Genomic DNA, 19,968 nt, shown 5'->3' on the forward strand with positions numbered 1-19,968 from the left:
CAAAAAATGCCACATAAAAATTACATTTTGGAAACAATTTCCACGCCGGCAAAACACAACGCCTAGTACTCCACCACAAAACTGAGCGTGTCCTGATAGCTGCCGACCGCCACTTCCGTCTGCGCCGCATTGACCGCCGCCTTATACGGGATGCTTTGCGCCAGGCCGGTGCCAGCGCCGCTCTGTTTGTTGGTGCTATCCCAAACGGTCGTCGTATTAGGCAAGTAAATCTGGTACTGCATGAAATTACTGGTACCGCTTTTCATGCGTCGCCAACCGGAAACCGGGTTATTGCCGTTGGTGAAATAGGTGTTGTATCCCTCGGTTTTGGTGCAGGTCAGGGTGATGCTCTGATTGACAGGATTGAACTGCCCGACCAACGCCATGCTGCCGAAGTTGACGTTGGGCGCGGTGCCGATCAGGCAGTCTTTGGTGATGGTGACGCTGACGCTGACCGTGCTGGGTTTGTCGACGCCGTCCCACCAAACGCACAGGCCGAGCACGCCCAGGCCGCAAATATGGTAATTCCAGATCAGGTTGATGCTGTCGGTATAGGTACCTGCGCGCACGTTGGCGCCGGCGGTGGTTTTGATATACAGCGGAAAGTTGACGTTGGAGGAAATCAGGATCAGCGACAGCAGGTTCAGCGAGCTGTAGTCGATGGTTTGGCCGATGCTGTAAGGATATTGGTAGTTGGCGTCGGGGTAGATCAGGTAAGCGATTTTATCGCCGGAACCGTCGGTGTTGGCAACCGCCATATTGTTGGTGGTGGAGGCGATCTTGACCGTGACGGTGTTTTGCGTGAGCAAATTGAGGCCGAGGCCGGTGCAGTTGAGGCCGGCGGTGCCCTGGGCGTTGATCTGCCCATTGTAGACCACGAAAGAGCTGCTCCCCGGTAAGGTGACGGTGCCGTTGGTGGTGGCGCAGTCGGCGAATGCGCGCTGACAGAGCAGCAGCGAAAGGGTTAACAATAAGGCTTTCAATCCCCGAAACATAGTGACTCTCCGTCGTTGAATTAGCGGCAGACAACCGGGCCGACGCGCTGGATGCCCTGAGGCTTCGCCAGACTGAATTCCGCCTGGCACGGCGGGCCGCCGTCGGCCGGGATCACGCTCAGGCGATTGTGTTGTTGCACCGGGTCGATATAGGTCATGCCATCCCAACCGACATAGCTTTGCTGATGGCCGCCAACCACCGCCACCTGGCTGCCGTTGGCCAGCGGTTTGCCTTGCTCGTCAACCAGTTCGACGTCGGCGGCGGAGATGGGTTGGATGGGAAACTCGACCAGAAAACCGCTGTGATCGCGAATGGCGACGGTTTTTTCCACCGTCGGCAGCGCGACGTCGGCGGGCAGGCTGAGCGGATCAATCTGGAATTTCGCATGGTAGTAAGAGGTGACGGTCGGCACCAGTAAATAGCCCTGGGCATCGGTCTTGCCGATCGGCTGGTTCTCATAGCTCACCGGAATGTCGGCGTATCCTTGCGTGGACACCAGCGCAAAGGCATCGTTGATGGTGTTGGTGGCGTACACGCCGCCGTTCATCGCCACCAGCGAACCGCTGATTTCTCCCCAGTGGTTGGTTTCATCACGGGTACCGTATACGCCCGCTCGGGCTTCGAGCCTGCGGGTGCGCCAGGTCAGATCCGCCTGGCGGTAATCGCCGCCGCTCGGGTTATTGGCGTAGGCCAGATTCCAACCGAAACCGCCATCAGTCGGCGCGGCGCGGCTGTAGCTGACGCGTTCGCTCCAGCGGTTGTTGTTGTCGCGCGCGGCGCTGAAGCTGGCGGTACCCCAACTGTCGAACGGAATGGAGAGCTGCAGTTGGGCACTGTAACCGCTGCTGCCGATTTCCCGGTTCAGCGAGGCGTACAGGCTGCTGTTGCGCCAAAGCGACACACTGTAGGACAGGTTCATCAGGCGAGTTCGTTGGGCGATGGCGTCGCGTACGTCAAAATAACCGGCGCCGAGGCTGCCGAGCCGGCCCAGGCTGACGCTGCCGGTCAATTGATCGGTGCGGCGGCTCAGACGGTAGTCGCTTTTATACACGGAAATGTCGCCAAAATCGGCGCTGCGCAGGATACGTTGCGCGTTGAGGCTGAAGCGTGAGTTGCTGTAGGTGTAGCCAAAACTGCTCTGATCGCCGTGGTTGCCGGTGTAGCGATAGACGGGCTGGGGATCCGGCTGTTGCAACGGCCTGCCGGTCAGCGGGTCATAATACGTGGGGGATTGTATCGGCCGGCCACCGTTAAACGCTTCGTCGCCGGCCTGGCTGACGCTGTAGGACGCGTTGAAAACCCCCCATTGCCCAACGCGAATGTCGGCGCCGCCGCCGCCGACCGCCAATTCGGCTGCGCCTTCGGCGCGTCCTTCCAGGGTTAACCAATCAGTGACGCCGTAACGTAAACTGGCGCTACCAACCCATTGCCCGTAATCGGCAGAATTCAACCCGTAGTTGCGCCGCAGCAAACCGGTGGAAACGCTGAAATCGCTCATGCCGGTCTGCAGCAGGTTGCTGGCCACGTAGAACGGTACCGTGGTGCTGACCTGACGCCCGAGGGCGTCGGTGGTGATGACCGTGGCCTGACCCGCACCGTTAATGTAGGGCACGCTGTTGAGGGTGAACGGCCCGGGATTGATGTTGGTGGTGCTGTTTTTATAGCTGTTGATGTATAAATCGACGCTGCTGGGCAATGCTGCCTGGCCGGAAAATTGCGGTAGCGGATAGGTGATAATATCCGGGCGTACCGCGAAATTGCGCGCCAATTGCAAGCCGCCGATGCGCACGGCGCTGCTCCAGGGGAGCGAGCCGGTGGTTAAGTCACCGGCGATCACACTCAGCATCCGCTGGTCATCGTTGAAGCGCCAGTAGCTGTCGTATCGAATATAGCGGCCGCCATCGTCGTTTGGCCCGCCGTTAAACCCGCTGCGGTAGATGCCGGTGTTGGCGATGACGCCGAAACCGTCGAACAGCCGCTGTTCGCTCCACGCCGACAGGTAGCCTGGTCGGCCATTGCCGTTGCTTTGGCTGGCATAGATGTCGTAGTTAAACAGCAAACCCAGGCTGCTTTGCGCCGGCAAGCGTTGCAGCGGTGAATGGGCGCCGATGGTTTGCTGCGGCAACCAGTCGTTGGGCACGTTGATCAGCAACTGCTGGCTCTCGCCGCTGTAGCTGACATCCACCTTCTCCAGCCGATCGACGGCGATGTCTTTCGCCTGTTTATCCGCTACCGGCAGCCCGGCGTCGAGCAGTTGCTGGGGCGTCATGTAGTAATGGCCGCCGCGATAGTTGACTGGCACGACGTTGCCGGTTTGGCGCCCGTTGACGACCGGCTCCAGATACAGCGTGGTGTCCGGCATGCTGACGGCACTGGGCGGTGGGGGCAGATCGTCGCCGAACGCAAACGGCAGCCAGCCGCCGGCCGCCATGCTCAGCATGGCAAACGCCAGCGGCTTGAGGTTGAAACGCCGCGTCGATAGCCTCTCTATCGGCTGCACCTGGGCCTCAATAAGACGGAATGGCTACGGGCTGTTTGTTGTCATTGACCGTGGCCATCAGCTTGCCGCTGCTGAAACCGCCGGCGGGTGGCAAAGCGAAGCGCATCTGTGAACCGGGCAGCACGTATCCCATCAGGCCGGGATTTAGGCTGCGCCCTTGCAGCGTCACTTTCGAGATTCGGGCATGCACTGCGCCTTGATTTCGCACCTCCAGCCAGCGTTCGCTGCTTTGCTGCTGTAAACGATAGCTGAGCTTGGGTTGGCTGGCGGTCGCGTAATCGCGCGGTTTTTCGCTGTCCTGTTTGGTCCAAATCCCCTTGCCGCTGACGAACAGCGGCACCGAGTAGCGCATCTGGAATTTCAGCCCCATCTCTGCACCGCCGGGGGCGGCATCCGATGATTGTTCTTTCACCGGCACTTCATCGACCAAAATGCGATAGGCGCGCTCCTGTCCCGCCGCCGGCGCCGACTGTTTGATCAGGCGTATCAGCTGGCGTTTGCCTGGCGCGATCGACGCCACCGGCGGACTGGCGATCACGTCGCTTTGGTTGCTGTAATCGTCTTTGCCGGCGGTTTGCTTCCAACCCAACACGCGAATTTGCATATAGACCGGTTTGCTGTCGCGATTTTCAAGCCACAGCGCGGTGGCCTGTTGTTGATCTTCAATCACCGGATCGATCGGCCAAATGAGTATGGAAGCCGCGGCCAGGGCGTGCTGTTGGCTTGCCAGGAGCAAGGCTGCCGTTAACGGCAGACGGAAGGGTATGCGCATAACTCAATCCTTATTGCAAAAAAACTTAATAAGTGACCGTCAACAAGACCGTATCGCTGTAAACGCCACTGGTGGGCAGGGTACTGGTCGAAAACAGACGGGCGTAAACCTTGATTTCTTGCGTGCTGCCGGTGGCGGCGACGGTCTGCGCCGCGCCGCCGTTAGCGCCATCGCCCCAAAGGGTGGCGTAGTTGCTGTCTTGAAAAAGTTGATACAGCAGCGTTTCCGACGTGACGGTGTTTTGTAATTTTCTGCCGCCGGCGATGGATCCGGTCACGTGATTGCCGACGCCGAGGGCCAGCGTGACGCTCAGCCCCGGGTTGCAGCGAAACAGCACCGAACCGGCGCCGCTGCTGGATACGACGCTGACTGCGTTGCTCAGTGAGGACAACTGGCCGAAGTTCAGGGTGCCGAAGGTGGTCACGTCACTGACGCCGCTGCCCAATACGCAGCCTTTAACCACGGTTGCATTGACGGTGAACGGCTGGCTTTTGGCTAAGTCGTTGACGCCGGTATCGCTTTGGGCCGGGGAAAGCGGCAGGCAGAACAGCAAACCGCAAATTGAAGCGCGCATCGTCATTACCAATTGATCGTGACCTGTACCGTATCGGTGTAGCTGCCTGTCGGAGGTGTGGATTGCGCCGGAATCATGCCATAGACCGGCAGCCAGTTGTCCGAACCGTTGGCGGTTTGTGACACGCCCGTCAGATTATCCCAAATGGTGCTGTGGGCGGCGTTGGTATACAGGTTGTAATTCACCCGTTGGCCGGCCGCGCTTTGCAGGTAGCGGGCAGCGGTATTGCCGCTTTGCCCGCCGCCAAGCAGAACGCTGTAGCTGGTGCCGTTGGTGCATTTCACCCGAATGGCGCCGGCGTTTTGTTGCCCGGCGACGCTGGTTGCGGTGCTGAGAAAATACAGCGTGCCGAAATTCAGCGTGCCGAAGCTGACATTGCCGCCTGAGCTGCTGCCGGCCTCACAGGCGCTGAGCAAGGTCGCGCTGACGCCGAGGGTCGCGGTTTTACTGTCGGCCTGCGCCAACAGGCTGCACGCCCATAATCCGCAGCAGCAAAGCGCGCGCCGCACCGTTACCAGGTGACCGTCATCGTGACGGTGTCGTTATAGGTGTCTGCCGCCGGGGTAGAACCGGCCGCCGGGACGCGGCCATACACGATCAGCGGAACGGCGGCGCCGGTGCCGGTGCCGGTCCGCGCGTTGGCGCCGCTGCCCCAGGCGGTGGTGCGTGCGGCATCCTGGTACAGGTTATAGCTGATGAAGGCACCTGCCGTGCTGGCCATGCGGCGTTGGGTGCCTGAAGTGACATGGAGCCCGTTGTCCAGCGCCACCGTGTAGTCTGTGCCGGTAGTGCAGGTCAATGACAGCGTACCGGCCCCCCCTGCGCCGGTGGCGCTGGCGTCGATGATGTTGGCCAGTGAAGAGTAAGTACCGAAGCTGATGGAGCCGAAGTCGTTGACGGAACCGCTGCTGCTGCCGCCCCCCACGACGCAACCGGCGCCGATGGTCAGCGTCACGCCTAACGTGCCTTGAATGGTGCCTGCTGCGTTAGCCGCGCCGTTGGCGCACAGCAGGGTTGCTACCGAGGTCAATGCCATCAGAGTTTTTTTCATCTTATATTCCTTGCCGTATGAGAGAAAGCCCGCAAAGACGCCACCCAGAGGTGAGTTGAACGTATTCATTTAGCTGCACTTTAATTAATAGAATAAGAATCGGGAATTGTCTTGATGAAAACGAGAAACTTTTTATTCTCATTCCCCCGGTTGACGGGGCTTGTAGGCGAGGTATACCGATAAAGTGAAATGATTAGAATAATAACGAACGGCGATGGGAATATTATTAGCGTTATTTTATTGCCGGGGAATTTCATTCCCCGGCGCGGTATCGTTTACAGGTGGAAATCCAGCACGCCGTCGCGCACCAGTTCGCGCGGCAGGTTATTCTTTATGCGGCTGCCGATGCGTTTGGCGATGCCCAGCGGTTGCCCCTGATAGGTGACGATGCACTCGTCGCCCGCCGGCGGCTGCTCAGGGTAGAGATCGCGGCCGTGATACCACTCCTGGGCCAGCGCGGCGTCCAGCTCGAAATGCTGTTTGCCGCCGGCACCCGCGAGGGCGATCGCCGCTTCGTGCTGCCAACGGAAACCTTTCGGGAAGCGCTCCGCCAGCTTGAGGCCGATACGCGAGAAGCGCACTTTGCCAAACAGCGGCTCCAGCTCGGCCGGGAAGAGCCAGATTTCCTTGTCGCGCTCCCACAGTCGGCTGTCATCGCCCCAGGTTAAGCCGGATGCGGCGGCGGCTTGGGCGACCAGCGCCGCCTCTTTGCCGGACAGCGGGCTGAACGGGAATTTACCGACTTTATAGGTCGGCTTCGCCAACGGCGCCACGGCGTGTTTTTTACGCAGGCGGGCGACGAAAAACCCTTCGCTGTCGTAAATCTGCGGGAAGACGTGCAGGAAGCCTTCGGCGGTCAACGCCTTGTCGGCGCCGGGGAACAGCTCACCCAGCGGCTCGACGCTGACTGCGTCGCCATAGGTATCCAGCAGCCAGCGCACCACCTGCTGATTTTCCTGAGCATTGAGCGTGCAGGTGGAATAAACCATCACGCCGCTCGGTGCCAGCGCATGAAACGCGCTGTCGATCAGCTCGCGCTGGGTGGCGGCGATCTCGGCGACGCTGTCCGGCGACCAGTTGCTCATGGCGTCCGGATCCTTGCGCACCACACCTTCGCCGGAACAAGGGGCGTCGAGCAGAATGGCGTCGAAACTCTCCGGCAATGCAGCGCCGAACACCCGGCCATCGAAGTGGGTCAGCGCGGTGTTCTTCACGCCGCAGCGGCTGATATTGGCGTGCAGCACTTTCACCCGGCTGGCGGAGTATTCGTTGGCGACGATGCCGCCCTGGTTGCCCATCAACGCGGCGATCTGGGTGGTTTTGGAGCCCGGCGCCGCCGCCACGTCCAGCACTCGAGTAGGCGCCGCGTCGCCCGAGAACAGCGCGCTGACCGGCAACATCGAGCTGGCCTCCTGAATATAGAACAGACCGCTCAGGTGTTCGGCGGCGCTGCCTAATCGCAGCTCTTCATCGTCGCGCTCGATCCAGAACCCTTCCGCGCACCAGGGAATGGGCTCCAATCGCCAGTCGTAATCCTGCACCAGCGCCAGGAAGTCGGCGACGCTGATTTTCAGCGTGTTGACGCGCAGACTGCGGCGCAGGGGGCGCTGGCAAGCGGCGATAAAATCGTCCATCGCCAGCTCGGCGGGCATGATGGCGCGGGTGGCGTCGAGGAAAGCGGGGGGCAGAAAAACGGCGGTGGATTTGGCCACGGGGCGAACTCTCAGGGTGCAATAAAGACAAGGGCGAGAGTTTATCACAAAGCGGAAAAAAACAGGGCCCGGCATTGCCGGGCCCTGAGGAAAACGCGAAAGTTAATCGCGCGGAATGGCGGTGCCCCAGGTTTTCCAGTCCTTCGGCTCCTCCGGATTCAGCAGGAAGTGCTTGTTCGGCGTCGCTTTCGGCGCCAGCGGAATAGTCGGCGGGGTGGCGAAGGCGATACCGCCGCGAATGAACTGCTGGAAGGTGCCGCTCTTGATCACGCCGCCGGTCAGGCCGAACTGCAGGTTGTAACCCGACGCCAGCCAGAACACGCTGTTGTTGCGCACCAGATGTTGATACTTCTTGCTGATGCGCAGCGCAACGTGCACCCGGTCGGACATGGCGCCAAGGTAGAAACCGGTGATGGTGCCGACCTCTACGCCGCGGAACAGCACCGGCGTGCCGATCTGCAGCGAGCCGGTTTCGGCGGCGTCGAGCACGACGCTCAGGCCGTCGAGATAGCGCGAGTCGGTGATGCTGGCCTGCTGCAGTTCGAAAGTGCGCAGCTCGCGGCCGCGCCCCGGCTCCACGTTGATATAAGGCTGGAGCAGGGTATCGAGGTTGCTGACGCCGGCGGCGGAGATCTCCGGCGACACGATCGAGAAGCGGCTGCCGAGGCGCGCGAAGGTCTGCACGTATTCCGGATACAGCACCGCTTTAGCCAACACTTCGTTGCGCTCCGGCGCCAGCTGCAGCGACTCCACCTGGCCGACGTCGATGCCGAGGTAACGCAGCGGCATGCCCGCCGACAGCTTGCTGGCGTCGTAGGTTTTCAGCGTGATTTGGCTGCCCACCGCGCGAGCGGCGGTTTCGCTGGCGTAGAGCACGCGGTTGGCGCCCTTGTTCAGCGTCACGCCCTGTAGATTATCGAAGCTGATGGCGCCTTTCAGCGCGCGGTTGAGCGGGGAGGCCTGCACCGTCAGGCCGCTGCCGTTGAGCTGCACTTTGGCGCCGCCTTCGGCCCAGAAGATGCTTTCGCGAGTCAGCAACTTGCGGTATTCCGGGCTGATGTAGACGTCCACCTCAAACTCGTTGGCCTTCGGCCGGACGTTGACGATCTCGCCCACCTGGAATTTGCGGTACAGCACCACCGAGCCGGCCTGCACGTCCGGCAGGCTGGTGGCGCTGAGGGTCAGGGTGGTAGAAGGGGCGTTGCCGACGATGCCTTCCTCGGCTTTTTCGCTGTTGGCGTACAGCGGGTACTGGCCGCCTGGTTCCCCTTTGCTGCCGGGGATAATGCGCACGCCGCCGTCCACCCATTCCTGGGCGCTGGCGCCGAGCACTTCCATACCGTCAATGCCCAGTTTGACGTCGAGACGGCTGTTGACCACGAATTTGCTGTCTTTATGCAGCAGGCCGCGGTACTGCGCGTCGATGGCGGCGGTGAACACCACGCCGCCGGCGGTCAAGGTGCGGCTCAGGATTTGGCCGACTTTCACGCCGTGCACCACCAGCGGCTGCCCGACGTCGATGCCGTAGCTTTGCGGCGCATTCAGCGTGACGGTCAGCACACCCGGCTGTTGCAACAGCGTTTCGCTGCTGTCCAGCACGTTGAAGCGCTGCTGCGGTTCGCCTTCACCCGGCACCAGTTCCAGCGTGGTGCCGGTCAGCAGTTGGCTGAGCTTGGCGTCGTTGAGGCTGATGCGCGGGCTGCGCATCACGATGCGGGTGCCGCTGCGCATCAGATCGACCACCGAAGGATCGATGGTCAGTTCACCGATGACTTTGCTGTCCTGTTGCAACGTCAGCTTGGTCAGGGTGCCGACCTGCAGTCCCTGGTACATCAGCGGCGTGCGGTTTTCACTCAGGCTGTTGCCGCTCGGCAGATCCAGCAAAATATTGACGCCGCGCTGGCTGTGGGCCAGATCCGGATACAGGGTATAGCTCTGATCGCCCTTGGCCTGCTGGCCATCGGCCGGCGAATCGAAGGCGATGGCGCCGTTGACCAGCGCCGCCAGGCTCTCCATTTGCACCGTGGCGCCGGACAGGCTGAAATCGCCCTTGAAGCCGGAGACATTCCAGAAGCGGCTGTTGCTCTTCACCAGGTTGGCGAAGCGGCGGTCGATCAGCACGTCGATGGTCACGCCCTTGTTGCCTTCGCTGATGGTGTAGTCATACACCTTACCGACCGGGATTTTACGGTAATAGACCAGCGAGCCGCTGTTGAGCGAACCCAGGTCGTCGGCATGCAGGTGAATCATCAGTTCGCCGGTGTTTAGGCGGTACTTCGGCTGGGTATCGAGCGCGGTGAAGTGGGTTTGCTCCTTGCCGCTGCCGGGCATCATGCCGATATAGTTACCGCCGACCAGCGCATCGAGCCCGGATACCCCGGCCAGCGAGGCCTTGGGCGTCACTAGCCAGAACTGGGTGCCTTCGCGCAGCGAGTCTTCCAGATCGCTTTTGATGCTGGCTTCCACCACGATGCTGCGTAAATCTTTGCTCAGGCTGATTTTTTGCACCGTGCCGACCTCAACGCCCTGGTAGCGCACCGGCGTGCGGCCGGCGACGATGCCTGCCGCTGATTGGAAATCGATGGTGACGGTGGTGCCGCGCTCCTGGAAATTGTTATAGACCAGCCACCCGGCGATCAGCAGGGCGATGAACGGCAGTAACCAGAACGGTGAAATGCGGCGTTTGTTCTTGACCCGCGCTTCAGTCGGTGTAGTCGGCGTTTCCTGTTGCATGTGCATCCCAAATCAATCGGCTATCGAGCCATTCAACGGCAAGAATAGTCAAAATGACCGCCGAGCCAAAGTAAAACGCGGCCGGTCCCATAGTAAAAGATAACAGTTGATCGCGATTTACCAGCGACATCATCAAGGCGATAACGAACAGATCGAGCATCGACCAACGGCCGATCCAGGTGACCAGGCGCAGCAGACGAATGCGCGTTTTCAGGCTGTGCGAGGTTTTGAAGTGGATGCTCAGCAACAGCATGATCAGCACGATCACCTTGGTGAAGGGCACCAGCACGCTGGCGATGAACACGATAGCGGCGATCGGCACGTTGCCGGAGGTGGCCAATGAGACCACGCCGGAGAAAATGGTGTCTTCCAGCCGTGTGCCGTTGGCGTAAATGATGGAAATCGGCAGCAGGTTGGCCGGTATCAGCAGGATCATCGCGGCGATCAGCGCCGCCCAGGTTTTCTGCAGGCTGTAGGGCTGGCGATGGCACATCGGCACATGGCAACGCGGGCAGCGGCCGCGCGCGTCGGGATAGCCGGTATAGTGGCAGGACAGACAAATGTGCAGCGCCGTCGGCGGGCCTTCCGGCTGTTCCTGCGGATAGTAGCGCTCCCACAGCTGCTCCAGGTTGACGTGGATCAGCGTCAGGATGCTCAGCACCGTGAGCGACAGGTAAGCGATCAGCGCGCTGCCGGGCTGGATGTCGGCGTAATCCTGCACTTTGATCGCCGCCACCGCCATGCCGATCAGATAAATGTCCAGCATTACCCACTCTTTGAGCCGCTCCAGCATCAGCAGCACCGGGCGCAGGTTCATGCCGAGCGCATGACCGACGCGCAGGTACAGCAGCGACAGCACCAGCGTCAGCGGGGCGCCGAGGGTGCAAAACGCCACCATGCTGGCGGTGAGCGGATCGCCCTGGCGGCTCATCTGCCAGATGCCCTCCAGCAAACTGGCGTCGATGCGCGTGCCGAGCAGACGAATGCTGATCAGCGGTTCGGTGAAGGCGAACGGCATCAGCAGCAGCATGGCGATCGCCATGGCGGTCAGGCGCGTCATCGACCAGTCGCGGCCGTTCACCACCTTGGCGTTGCAGCGCGGGCAATAGGCGGCCTGATTGCCGCTGAGCGGCGGCAGCACGAACAGCAGGTCGCACTCGCAGCAGCGCTGGTGACGCGCTTTGGAAAGGGGAGCGGTGATCGCGTGTATTTTCATTTTTGACAAGTAGCTGCCCTTGAGCCCGCCGGAAGTGTCAGCGTAGCTGAAAAATAAACCGGCCGCGTCACCGGCGATCGGGCGCCGGACGGTAAAACGAGGTAAACCGGGATTCTGAGCCGCAAACATACCCCGAGCGACGGGGTTTTGTGAAGCAACAGATGATTAACCTTGTGGCTATACGCATTTAATGCTTATTTTATAGGGCCTAAGCTTTGGGCTTCTGGCCATCTTCACTGTTTCAATGGTTAACACATGACAAAAGAACAATTCTACGCGGAATTAAAACGTGACCTGAGCGCGTTGCTCGGCGGGGAAACCAACTTTATCGCGGCGCTGTCCAACGCCAGCGCGTTGCTCAATGAGCGCCTGGATGACGTGAACTGGGTCGGTTTCTATCTGATGGAGGGCGACCAGCTGGTGCTGGGGCCGTTCCAGGGCAAGATTGCCTGCGTGCGCATTCCGGTGGGCAAGGGCGTGTGCGGCACGGCGGTGGCGGAAAATCGCGTGCAGCGCGTCGGTGACGTGCATGCGTTTCCGGGCCATATCGCCTGCGATGCGGCCAGCAACGCGGAAATCGTGCTGCCGCTGGCGGTTGGCGGCCGAGCGATCGGCGTTTTGGATATCGACAGCACGGTTTATCAACGCTTCGACGAACAGGATGAAGTGGGCCTGAAAGCAGTGGTGGCGGGGCTTTGTGAGCAACTGGAACAGTGTGACAGTGCGAAATATGTGACTGTAGCGGCAAGTTGATCGACGGTTAACGTGGCAATTACCGATGGCGTCATTATAATGACGCCTGTTCATGCCTGTGGCTTGTTGGCAATACCGTTGTAATCAGGAAATTTCATGGAAAATCAACCTAAGTTGAACTCTAGTAAAGAAGTCATTGCTTTTCTTGCCGAGCGTTTTCCGCTCTGCTTTAGCGCCGAAGGCGAAGCTCGTCCGCTGAAAATCGGTATTTTTCAGGATTTGGTAGAGCGCGTGCAGGGGGAAGAAAATCTCAGCAAAACGCAATTGCGTTCTGCCCTGCGCCTATATACCTCAAGCTGGCGTTATCTGTACGGTGTCAAGGTTGGCGCACAGCGCGTCGATCTGGACGGCAATCCGTGCGGTGAACTTGAGCAGCAGCATGTCGATCATGCTCGCCAGCAGCTTGAAGAAGCCAAAGCGCGCGTTCAGGCACAGCGTGCCGAACAAAACGCCAAAAAACGTGAAGCCGCCGGCGAATCTGCCGATGCCGCTCCGCGCCGTCCGCGTCCAGCCGGTAAAAAACCCGCTGCACGTCGCGAAGGCGGAGCCGCGCCGGAAAACCGCAAGCCGCGCCCACAAACTCGCCCACAGCCCGCTCGCCAACCTCGTGCAGCCAAAGAGGAAAGCCAGCCGCGTTATGCGCCAGTCACGGATATCTCTAAACTGCAAATTGGCCAGGAAATCAAAGTCAGAGCAGGCAAGAGCGCGATGGATGCTACCGTACTCGAAATCGCTAAAGATGGCGTACGTGTGCAGCTCTCTTCCGGTCTGGCGATGATTGTGCGCGCAGAACACTTGCAGTTCTGATACGGAGGCCAACCCAGGCATGAACAAATTCGTCAGATTAACAGCGATTGCAGGGCTGCTGTGGGCGGGTGTCAGTTACGGCGCGGAAACAGCCAACATCCGCATCGGCCAACTGCCCCAACTGCAACAGGAACCCCAGCACGCTACGGTGAGTGAGCGCGTCACCTCGCGCTTCACTCGCTCTCATTACCGCCAGTTCGCCCTCGATGCGGAGTTTTCAGGCAAGATCTTCGATCGCTACCTGAACATGCTGGACTACAACCATAACGTGCTGCTGGCCTCCGACGTGGCGCAGTTCGCCGGCAAACGCAATCAGGTTGGCGAAGAGCTGAAAACCGGCAAGCTGGACACCTTCTACGCGCTGTTCAATCTGGCGCAGAAACGCCGCTTTGAGCGTTACACCTATGCGTTGTCGTTGCTGGACAAGCCGATGAACTTCACCGGCAACGGCACTATCGATCTCGACCGCAGCAAAGCGCCGTGGCCGAAAGACAAGGCCGAGCTGGATAGCCTGTGGGATGCGAAAGTCACGTATGACGAGCTGAACCTCAAGCTGACCGGCAAGACCGACAAAGAAATCCGCGACACGCTGACCAAGCGTTATCAGTTCGCCATCAAGCGCCTGACGCAAAGCAACAGTGAAGACGTCTTCCAGCTGGCGATGAATGCCTTTGCGCATGAAATCGACCCGCACACCAACTATCTGTCTCCGCGCAACACCGAGCAGTTCAACACCGAGATGAGCCTGTCGCTGGAAGGCATCGGCGCGGTGCTGCAGATGGATGACGACTACACCCTGATCAACTCGATGGTGCCGGGCGGACCGGCGGCGAAGAGCAAGGCGATCACCGTAGGCGATCGCATCGTCGGCGTCGGCCAGGCCGGCAAACCGATGGTGGACGTGATCGGCTGGCGCCTGGACGACGTGGTGTCGTTGATCAAAGGGCCGAAGGGCAGCAAGGTGCGCCTTGAGATCCTGCCGGCCGGCAAGGGCACCAAAACCCGCGTGGTCACCTTGACCCGCGAGCGCATCCGTCTGGAAGACCGCGCGGTGAAAATGACCATTAAGACCGTCGGCAAAGAGAAGGTGGCGGTGTTCGACATCCCTGGCTTCTATGTCGGTCTGACCGATGACGTGAAAGTGCAGCTGCAGAAGATGGCCAAGCAGAACGTCAAGAGCGTGATCATCGATCTGCGCACCAACGGCGGCGGCGCGCTGACCGAAGCGGTGTCGCTGTCCGGCCTGTTCATTCCGAGCGGCCCGGTGGTGCAGGTGCGCGACAACAACGGCAAAGTGCGTGAAGACGCCGACACCGACGGCGTGACCTACTACAAAGGCCCGCTGGTGGTGCTGGTCGATCGCTTCAGCGCCTCCGCCTCCGAGATCTTCGCGGCGGCAATGCAGGATTACGGCCGTGCGCTGATCGTCGGCGAACCGACCTTCGGTAAAGGCACCGTGCAGCAGTACCGTTCGCTGAACCGCATCTACGACCAGATGCTGCGCCCTGAGTGGCCAGCGCTTGGCTCGGTGCAGTACACCATTCAGAAGTTCTACCGCGTCAATGGCGGCAGTACCCAGCGCAAGGGCGTGACGCCGGACATTCTGATGCCGACCGGCGTCGATCCGGCGGAAACCGGCGAAGCGTTTGAAGACAACGCTATGCCGTGGGACAGCATCAATGCGGCGACCTACAGCAAGACAGGCGATATGACGCCGTTCGAGCCGGAGCTGCTGAAAGATCACCAGCAGCGCATTGCGCAAAATCCAGAGTTCCAGTACATCGCGCAGGATATCGCGCATTACAAGGCGCTGAAGGATAAACGCAACATTGTGTCCCTCAATCTGGCGGTGCGCGAGAAAGAGAACCACGATGACGACGCGACCCGTCTGAAACGCATCAACGAGCGTCTGGAACGCGCGGGCAAGAAGCCGCTGAAATCGCTCGACGATCTGCCGAAGGATTACCAGGAACCGGATCCGTACCTGGATGAATCTGTGCATATCGCGCTGGACCTGGCTCATCTGGAAAAAGATCAGCCCGCTCAGCAGCCAACGCCGGCCAAATAAGGCCGCCTACGGCAGGATGAAAAACGCACCCTCGGGTGCGTTTTTTTATGGCGACGCGAAGGCCCGCCTCCCTGCTGGATGAAGGGAGGCGGGCTGATGCATCGCCTGACAAATTTAGGGTAAAAAACCCTACGCCTTACGCAACAATCGTTTACAATTTGCCAAATCCCGGTCGCGTGCCGTTTTTGTAAAGTTTCGTATTTTTAGTAGGTTAATGACGCGCGACTCTTGAAACTGTGACGAATGCCCATACGATCTAGGGTATCTTAGACAGCGTTTTGTTAACATTTATGAGGAAGTAAACAATTTATGATGCGTATAGCTCTGTTCCTGCTCACCAACCTGGCGGTGATGTTGGTTTTCGGGCTGGTGCTCAGCCTGACAGGAATCCAATCCAGTAGCGTTCAGGGCCTGATGATCATGGCTGGTCTGTTCGGCTTCGGCGGCGCTTTCGTGTCGTTGCTGATGTCCAAATGGATGGCGCTGCGCTCCGTCGGCGGGGAAGTGATTGAACAACCGCGTAACGAAACAGAAAACTGGCTGCTGGAAACGGTACGCCGTCAGTCGCAGCAGGCGGGCATCGCCATGCCGCAGGTCGCTATCTACCACGCGCCGGACATCAACGCCTTCGCTACCGGCGCACGCCGCGACGCCTCGCTGGTCGCCGTCAGCACCGGCCTGCTGCAGAGCATGAGCCGCGACGAAGCGGAAGCGGTCATCGCGCACGAAATCAGCCACGTCGCCAACGGCGATATGGTGACCATGACCCTGATTCAGGGCATCGTGAACACCTTTGTCATCTTCATTTCACGCCTGATCGCGCAGGTCGCCGCCGGTTTCCTCGGCAACCGCGACGGTGATGGCGAAGGGGAAGGCAACGGCAACCCGATGATTTACTTCGCCGTGTCGATGGTGCTGGAACTGGTGTTCGGCATCCTGGCGAGCATCATCACCATGTGGTTCTCGCGTCACCGCGAGTTCTATGCCGACGCAGGCTCTGCCAAACTGGTAGGCCGCGAGAAGATGATCGCCGCCTTGCAGCGCCTGAAAACCAGCTACGAACCGCAGGAAGCGGGCAGCATGATGGCGTTCTGCATCAACGGCAAATCCAAGTCGTTCAGCGAGCTGTTCATGTCGCACCCGCCGCTCGACAAGCGTATCGAAGCGCTGCGTTCCGGCCAGTACCTGAAGTAATCGGCTGAATGAAAGGAAAAACCCCGGCTTGCCGGGGTTTTTTTATGGCATGCCTGAACCGCTTTTTCAGCGGCGGCGGATTCAGCAATGAAATTCGGCGATGAATGGGGTAAAGCGCTTTACCAGAATTTACGGGCGTTAACGCGGTGCAGCAGCGTCCGAAGTCCCTGAAGCCCACCTGCAAACAGCGTCTTTCGGCTTCTCGGTCTGGGCCGGCACGGTGCCAGTCCATCCGGTGAGAGGGCAAGCCGCATCGGGCTCGGTCACGACCGCCTGTTTGGCTTTGGATGCGCATGTTATATGCTTTGGCGCAATGACATTTGTCCCTGAGGCCCTATGAAAATCAACCACCTTCCCTTACTCAACGGTGATGAGGTGTCGGCGCGCCTGGCCGCATTGGCTGGCGGTGTCGCCGATGCGGTTGCGGAATTGTTGAACCGGCATGATGACGATGATGAACCGCCGGCTATTCGCTGGCATTCAGGCGATCTGCGCCTGCCGGCGTTTTTCCCCGACGAGCACGACGGCCACGATTACGATTACCTGATCGTGGACGGCGATGTGATCGTGGAGGGATGCCTGGCGGTGTCACCGCAGCGAGAGGACGGCGGCATTGTCGTGCTGGGGCGGCTGCAGGCGGATACGCTGATTTGCTGGGGCGGACTGGTCGTGCGTGACGATGTCCGCATACGCCATGCCTATTGCAGCTCAGGAAACGACGGCGCGTTCGTGGTGGGGGGAGACCTGACCGTGCTCACCCTGGTAGAAACGGGGGAGTTTATCCATGTCCATGGCGACCTCGACGCGCGATGTCTCGCGTCGTTGCAGAACTTCGTTCAGGTTGACGGAGAGACGCGCTGTGACTGTCGAATCGACAGCGCGCAGTCCGAAGATCTGATAAAGCGCATGTTCACCCCCGGCCTACTGAAAGCCTTCGAGGGGATGGATCACGACGGCCAACGCATTGTTGGCTGGTATCCGGATGACGACGCCTATTTAGCCTGTTTACGACAAGGCCGAAGCCCCTTGAGGCACGGCGACTGACGCCTGGCCTGCAATGCTCACGGCATTGCATCCGACGCGGCCCGGCTCAGGCCGGCCGTCAGTGCTGGCCCCGTCGGTTTTACAATCGATGGGAGCCCGGCTCGTTTATGCCCGCTATTTCACCTCGCGGCTCGGCTGCGCCGCTTGCGCCGTCGATTGGGTGATGCGCAGGCTGCTGACGGCCGCCGCCAGGGTGGCGAACACCCCAGCCAGGATCAGTGAAGCGTGGGTGCCGGATGTGGGGAACAGGTTGAACATCAGCGCCACCAGCGCAGCCCCCGAGGTTTGCCCCAGCAGGCGCGCGGTGCCCAGCATGCCGCTGGCGCCGCCGCTGCGGTTGCGCGGCGCGGCGGAGATGATGGTGTGGTTGTTGGGCGACTGGAACAGGCCGAAACCGGCGCCGCACAGTATCATGCGCCAGATGATGTCCATATTCGACGGCGTCGCCGGCAGCAACGCCAGAGAGAACAGTCCGAGCGCGAACACCGCCAGCCCAATGCAGCCCAGTAGGCCGGCGTGCACGCGCTCCACCAGCCGGCCGGCGATCGGCGCCATCACCACGATCGCCAGCGGCCACGGCGTCAGCAGCAGCCCGGTCGCCACCTCGTCGCGGCCCAATGCACTTTGCAGGAAGAACGGCAACGACACCATCGCCAGCATTTGCGCGGCGAACGAACAGATTGATGTGCCCATCGACAGGGCGAAGATCGGGATGCGCAGCAGGTCGACGGGCAGCAGAGGGAATTCCTGGCGTAACTGACGGCGCACGAACACCGCGCCAATCGCCAGCAGCGCGGCGATCTCGCTGAAGATCAGCGTCAGGCTCTGGCCCTGGGCGAAGCCGCTGATGGCGGTGATCAGCAGGCCGAAGGTCAGCGCGTTCAGCACGGCGCTGGTGGGATCGAAACGGCGGTTATCGCTTTTTTGGCCGTTGGCCGGCAGGAATTTCATCCCCAGCAGCAGCGCGACGATGCCGATCGGCAGGTTGATGGCGAACAGCCATTGCCAGGATGCGACCGACAGGATCGCCGCCGCCACCGTCGGCCCGGCCGCCGAGGAGCAGGCGACGATCAGCGAGTTGATGCCCATGCCGCGGCCGAGAAAACGCTGCGGGTAGATGATGCGGATCAGCGCGGTGTTGACGCTCATGATAGCGGCGGCGCCAAAGCCTTGCAGCACGCGGGCGATGGTCAGCGTGAGCAGCGAGTCGGACAGGGCGCAGAACAGTGAGGTGATGCTGAACACCAGCAACCCGGCCTGATAGATGCGGCGGTAGCCGACCAGATCGCCGAGCGACGCCAGCGACAGCAGAGAGACGGTGATCGCCAACTGATAGGCGTTGACCACCCAAATGGAACTGGCCGGGCTGGCGTTGAGATCGCGAGCGATGGTGGGCAGCGCCACGTTGGCTATCGCGCCGTCGAGCACGGATACGGTAATGCCGAGGGCGATGGCGAGGATCGCCCCATAGCGTTGCGGGACGGGGAGGCCGTCGGAACAAGGACGCATGTTGGTCTCAGCGGTATTTATTCAGGGGAGTATTATCATGCTAATCATATTCGCCCGTGATTGCATGCCCCTTGTCCGCTTAATTGTAAACGGCGGTGAGCGGGCCAACGGTTATCCATTTGGCTTCAATTGCTTAGCGCTCAGCTGCGTTGCGCGCTGCGATCTGTTCCGATTATACTGAAACCCTTGTTTAAATTTCCTGAAACAAAACCGTTAAGTAGGGTATGCACCATGGCTAACGCAGATTCAGACAAGCAACCGGATGCCGTTTCATCCGTGATGAAAGTGTTCGGCATTTTGCAGGCGCTCGGCGATGAGCGCGAGATTGGCATTACCGAACTGTCCCAGCGGGTGATGATGTCTAAAAGCACTGTCTACCGTTTTCTGCAGACCATGAAAGCGCTGGGCTACGTTTCACAGGAGGGCGAGACGGAAAAGTATGCGCTGACGCTCAAGCTGTTCGAGCTAGGCGCCAAATCGTTGCAGAACGTCGATCTGATCCGCAGCGCCGACGTGCAGATGCGCGAATTGTCGAATCTTACCCGCGAGACCATCCACCTCGGCGCTCTGGACGAAGATGGCATCGTCTACATCCACAAGATCGACGCGATGTATAACCTGCGTATGTATTCGCGCATCGGTCGCCGCAACCCGCTGCACAGCACCGCCATCGGTAAAGTGCTGCTGGCCTGGCGCGAGCGGGATGAGGTGGCGCAGATCCTGTCGCAGATTGAGTTTACCCGCAGCACCGAACATACGTTGGCCAGCGCCGCCGAACTGTTGCCGGTGCTGGATCGGGTTCGAGCGCAGGGATACGGCGAAGATGCCGAAGAGCAAGAAGCGGGGATCCGCTGCATCGCGGTACCGGTCTTTGACAGGTTCGGGGTAGCGATCGCCGGGCTGAGCATCTCTTTCCCGACGCTGCGCTTTTCCGAAGCGGCGCGGGAGGAGTATGTGGCGTTGCTGCACGTCGCCGCCCGACGCATTTCCGAACAGCAGGGCTATCACGACTACCCGTTCTGACCCTTCGCTTCGAAGA

Annotated in this window: 16 protein-coding genes; 6 read left to right on the forward strand and 10 right to left on the reverse strand. The window is 60.3% G+C overall.

Annotated features, from left to right (window positions below):
- Positions 1-62: 62 nt before the first annotated feature.
- From WA302_RS06990 to yebS, 9 genes are all read right to left on the reverse strand, one after another.
- Positions 63-995 carry a Csu type fimbrial protein gene (locus tag WA302_RS06990; RefSeq protein WP_025302579.1) on the reverse strand — a complete coding sequence of 311 codons (933 nt, stop codon included), beginning with the start codon at positions 993-995 and terminating at the stop codon, positions 63-65.
- Between the two features lie 20 nt (positions 996-1,015).
- Entirely contained in the window at positions 1,016-3,436 is a 2,421-nt protein-coding gene (locus WA302_RS06995) for a fimbria/pilus outer membrane usher protein (RefSeq protein WP_261456513.1), read from the reverse strand.
- 67 nt (positions 3,437-3,503) lie between these two features.
- Positions 3,504-4,268 carry a fimbrial biogenesis chaperone gene (locus WA302_RS07000; protein ID WP_025302581.1) on the reverse strand — a complete coding sequence of 255 codons (765 nt, stop codon included), beginning with the start codon at positions 4,266-4,268 and terminating at the stop codon, positions 3,504-3,506.
- Positions 4,269-4,293: 25 nt separating this feature from the next.
- A complete protein-coding gene (locus WA302_RS07005) occupies positions 4,294-4,842 on the reverse strand; it encodes a Csu type fimbrial protein (RefSeq protein ID WP_336063342.1) in 549 nt (182 codons plus the stop codon).
- Between the two features lie 5 nt (positions 4,843-4,847).
- The gene (locus WA302_RS07010; protein WP_025302583.1) at positions 4,848-5,351 is read right to left on the reverse strand and encodes a Csu type fimbrial protein; all 504 of its coding nucleotides are present in this window, start codon (positions 5,349-5,351) and stop codon (positions 4,848-4,850) included.
- 2 nt (positions 5,352-5,353) lie between these two features.
- On the reverse strand, positions 5,354-5,893 hold the full coding sequence (locus WA302_RS07015) for a Csu type fimbrial protein (RefSeq protein WP_016928005.1): 540 nt from the start codon (positions 5,891-5,893) through the stop codon (positions 5,354-5,356).
- A gap of 275 nt (positions 5,894-6,168) precedes the next feature.
- Positions 6,169-7,605: a 16S rRNA (cytosine(1407)-C(5))-methyltransferase RsmF gene (rsmF, locus tag WA302_RS07020; protein ID WP_197759549.1), complete on the reverse strand. Its 1,437-nt coding sequence runs from the start codon at positions 7,603-7,605 to the stop codon at positions 6,169-6,171.
- Positions 7,606-7,707: 102 nt separating this feature from the next.
- Positions 7,708-10,338 (reverse strand): PqiB family protein, encoded by a 2,631-nt coding sequence (locus WA302_RS07025; RefSeq protein WP_025302585.1) that lies wholly within the window; start codon positions 10,336-10,338, stop codon positions 7,708-7,710.
- On the reverse strand, positions 10,307-11,554 hold the full coding sequence (gene yebS, locus WA302_RS07030; RefSeq protein ID WP_025302586.1) for a membrane integrity lipid transport subunit YebS: 1,248 nt from the start codon (positions 11,552-11,554) through the stop codon (positions 10,307-10,309). Before yebS ends, WA302_RS07025 begins: the two co-directional genes overlap by 32 nt.
- 255 nt (positions 11,555-11,809) lie before the next feature.
- Between yebS and WA302_RS07035 the strand changes: the two genes are divergently transcribed.
- From WA302_RS07035 to WA302_RS07055, 5 genes are all read left to right on the forward strand, one after another.
- Positions 11,810-12,307, forward strand: a complete 498-nt coding sequence (locus WA302_RS07035; protein WP_025302587.1) for a GAF domain-containing protein — start codon at positions 11,810-11,812, stop codon at positions 12,305-12,307.
- Positions 12,308-12,403: 96 nt separating this feature from the next.
- Positions 12,404-13,114, forward strand: coding sequence for an RNA chaperone ProQ (gene proQ, locus WA302_RS07040; protein WP_004931497.1), 711 nt, complete (start codon positions 12,404-12,406; stop codon positions 13,112-13,114).
- A gap of 19 nt (positions 13,115-13,133) precedes the next feature.
- On the forward strand, positions 13,134-15,182 hold the full coding sequence (gene prc, locus WA302_RS07045) for a carboxy terminal-processing peptidase (protein ID WP_060432937.1): 2,049 nt from the start codon (positions 13,134-13,136) through the stop codon (positions 15,180-15,182).
- 309 nt (positions 15,183-15,491) lie between these two features.
- Positions 15,492-16,376, forward strand: a complete 885-nt coding sequence (htpX, locus tag WA302_RS07050; RefSeq protein ID WP_016927998.1) for a protease HtpX — start codon at positions 15,492-15,494, stop codon at positions 16,374-16,376.
- Positions 16,377-16,712: 336 nt separating this feature from the next.
- On the forward strand, positions 16,713-17,420 hold the full coding sequence (locus tag WA302_RS07055; protein WP_142590453.1) for a hypothetical protein: 708 nt from the start codon (positions 16,713-16,715) through the stop codon (positions 17,418-17,420).
- A gap of 114 nt (positions 17,421-17,534) precedes the next feature.
- On the opposite strand, the gene WA302_RS07060 is transcribed toward WA302_RS07055, so the two are convergent.
- The gene (locus WA302_RS07060; RefSeq protein WP_043143351.1) at positions 17,535-18,929 is read right to left on the reverse strand and encodes an MFS transporter; all 1,395 of its coding nucleotides are present in this window, start codon (positions 18,927-18,929) and stop codon (positions 17,535-17,537) included.
- Between the two features lie 231 nt (positions 18,930-19,160).
- Here WA302_RS07060 and kdgR point away from each other — a divergent pair, with 231 nt between their 5' ends.
- The gene (gene kdgR, locus WA302_RS07065) at positions 19,161-19,952 is read left to right on the forward strand and encodes a DNA-binding transcriptional regulator KdgR (protein WP_025302591.1); all 792 of its coding nucleotides are present in this window, start codon (positions 19,161-19,163) and stop codon (positions 19,950-19,952) included.
- Positions 19,953-19,968: the final 16 nt, after the last annotated feature.

This window comes from Serratia sp. 201, assembly GCF_037027545.1.
Lineage (GTDB): Bacteria > Pseudomonadota > Gammaproteobacteria > Enterobacterales > Enterobacteriaceae > Serratia > Serratia bockelmannii.

Coding starts and splice junctions, on each gene's coding strand:
- WA302_RS06990 (WP_025302579.1), bottom strand. CDS start 995: ATGTTTCGGGGATTGAAAGCCTTATTGTTAACCCTTTCGCTGCTGCTC.
- proQ (WP_004931497.1), top strand. CDS start 12,404: ATGGAAAATCAACCTAAGTTGAACTCTAGTAAAGAAGTCATTGCTTTT.
- WA302_RS06995 (WP_261456513.1), bottom strand. CDS start 3,436: ATGCTGAGCATGGCGGCCGGCGGCTGGCTGCCGTTTGCGTTCGGCGAC.
- WA302_RS07060 (WP_043143351.1), bottom strand. CDS start 18,929: ATGCGTCCTTGTTCCGACGGCCTCCCCGTCCCGCAACGCTATGGGGCG.
- htpX (WP_016927998.1), top strand. CDS start 15,492: ATGATGCGTATAGCTCTGTTCCTGCTCACCAACCTGGCGGTGATGTTG.
- WA302_RS07015 (WP_016928005.1), bottom strand. CDS start 5,893: ATGAAAAAAACTCTGATGGCATTGACCTCGGTAGCAACCCTGCTGTGC.
- WA302_RS07025 (WP_025302585.1), bottom strand. CDS start 10,338: ATGCAACAGGAAACGCCGACTACACCGACTGAAGCGCGGGTCAAGAAC.
- WA302_RS07005 (WP_336063342.1), bottom strand. CDS start 4,842: ATGCGCGCTTCAATTTGCGGTTTGCTGTTCTGCCTGCCGCTTTCCCCG.
- yebS (WP_025302586.1), bottom strand. CDS start 11,554: ATGAAAATACACGCGATCACCGCTCCCCTTTCCAAAGCGCGTCACCAG.
- kdgR (WP_025302591.1), top strand. CDS start 19,161: ATGGCTAACGCAGATTCAGACAAGCAACCGGATGCCGTTTCATCCGTG.
- WA302_RS07035 (WP_025302587.1), top strand. CDS start 11,810: ATGACAAAAGAACAATTCTACGCGGAATTAAAACGTGACCTGAGCGCG.
- WA302_RS07055 (WP_142590453.1), top strand. CDS start 16,713: ATGAAAATCAACCACCTTCCCTTACTCAACGGTGATGAGGTGTCGGCG.
- prc (WP_060432937.1), top strand. CDS start 13,134: ATGAACAAATTCGTCAGATTAACAGCGATTGCAGGGCTGCTGTGGGCG.
- WA302_RS07000 (WP_025302581.1), bottom strand. CDS start 4,268: ATGCGCATACCCTTCCGTCTGCCGTTAACGGCAGCCTTGCTCCTGGCA.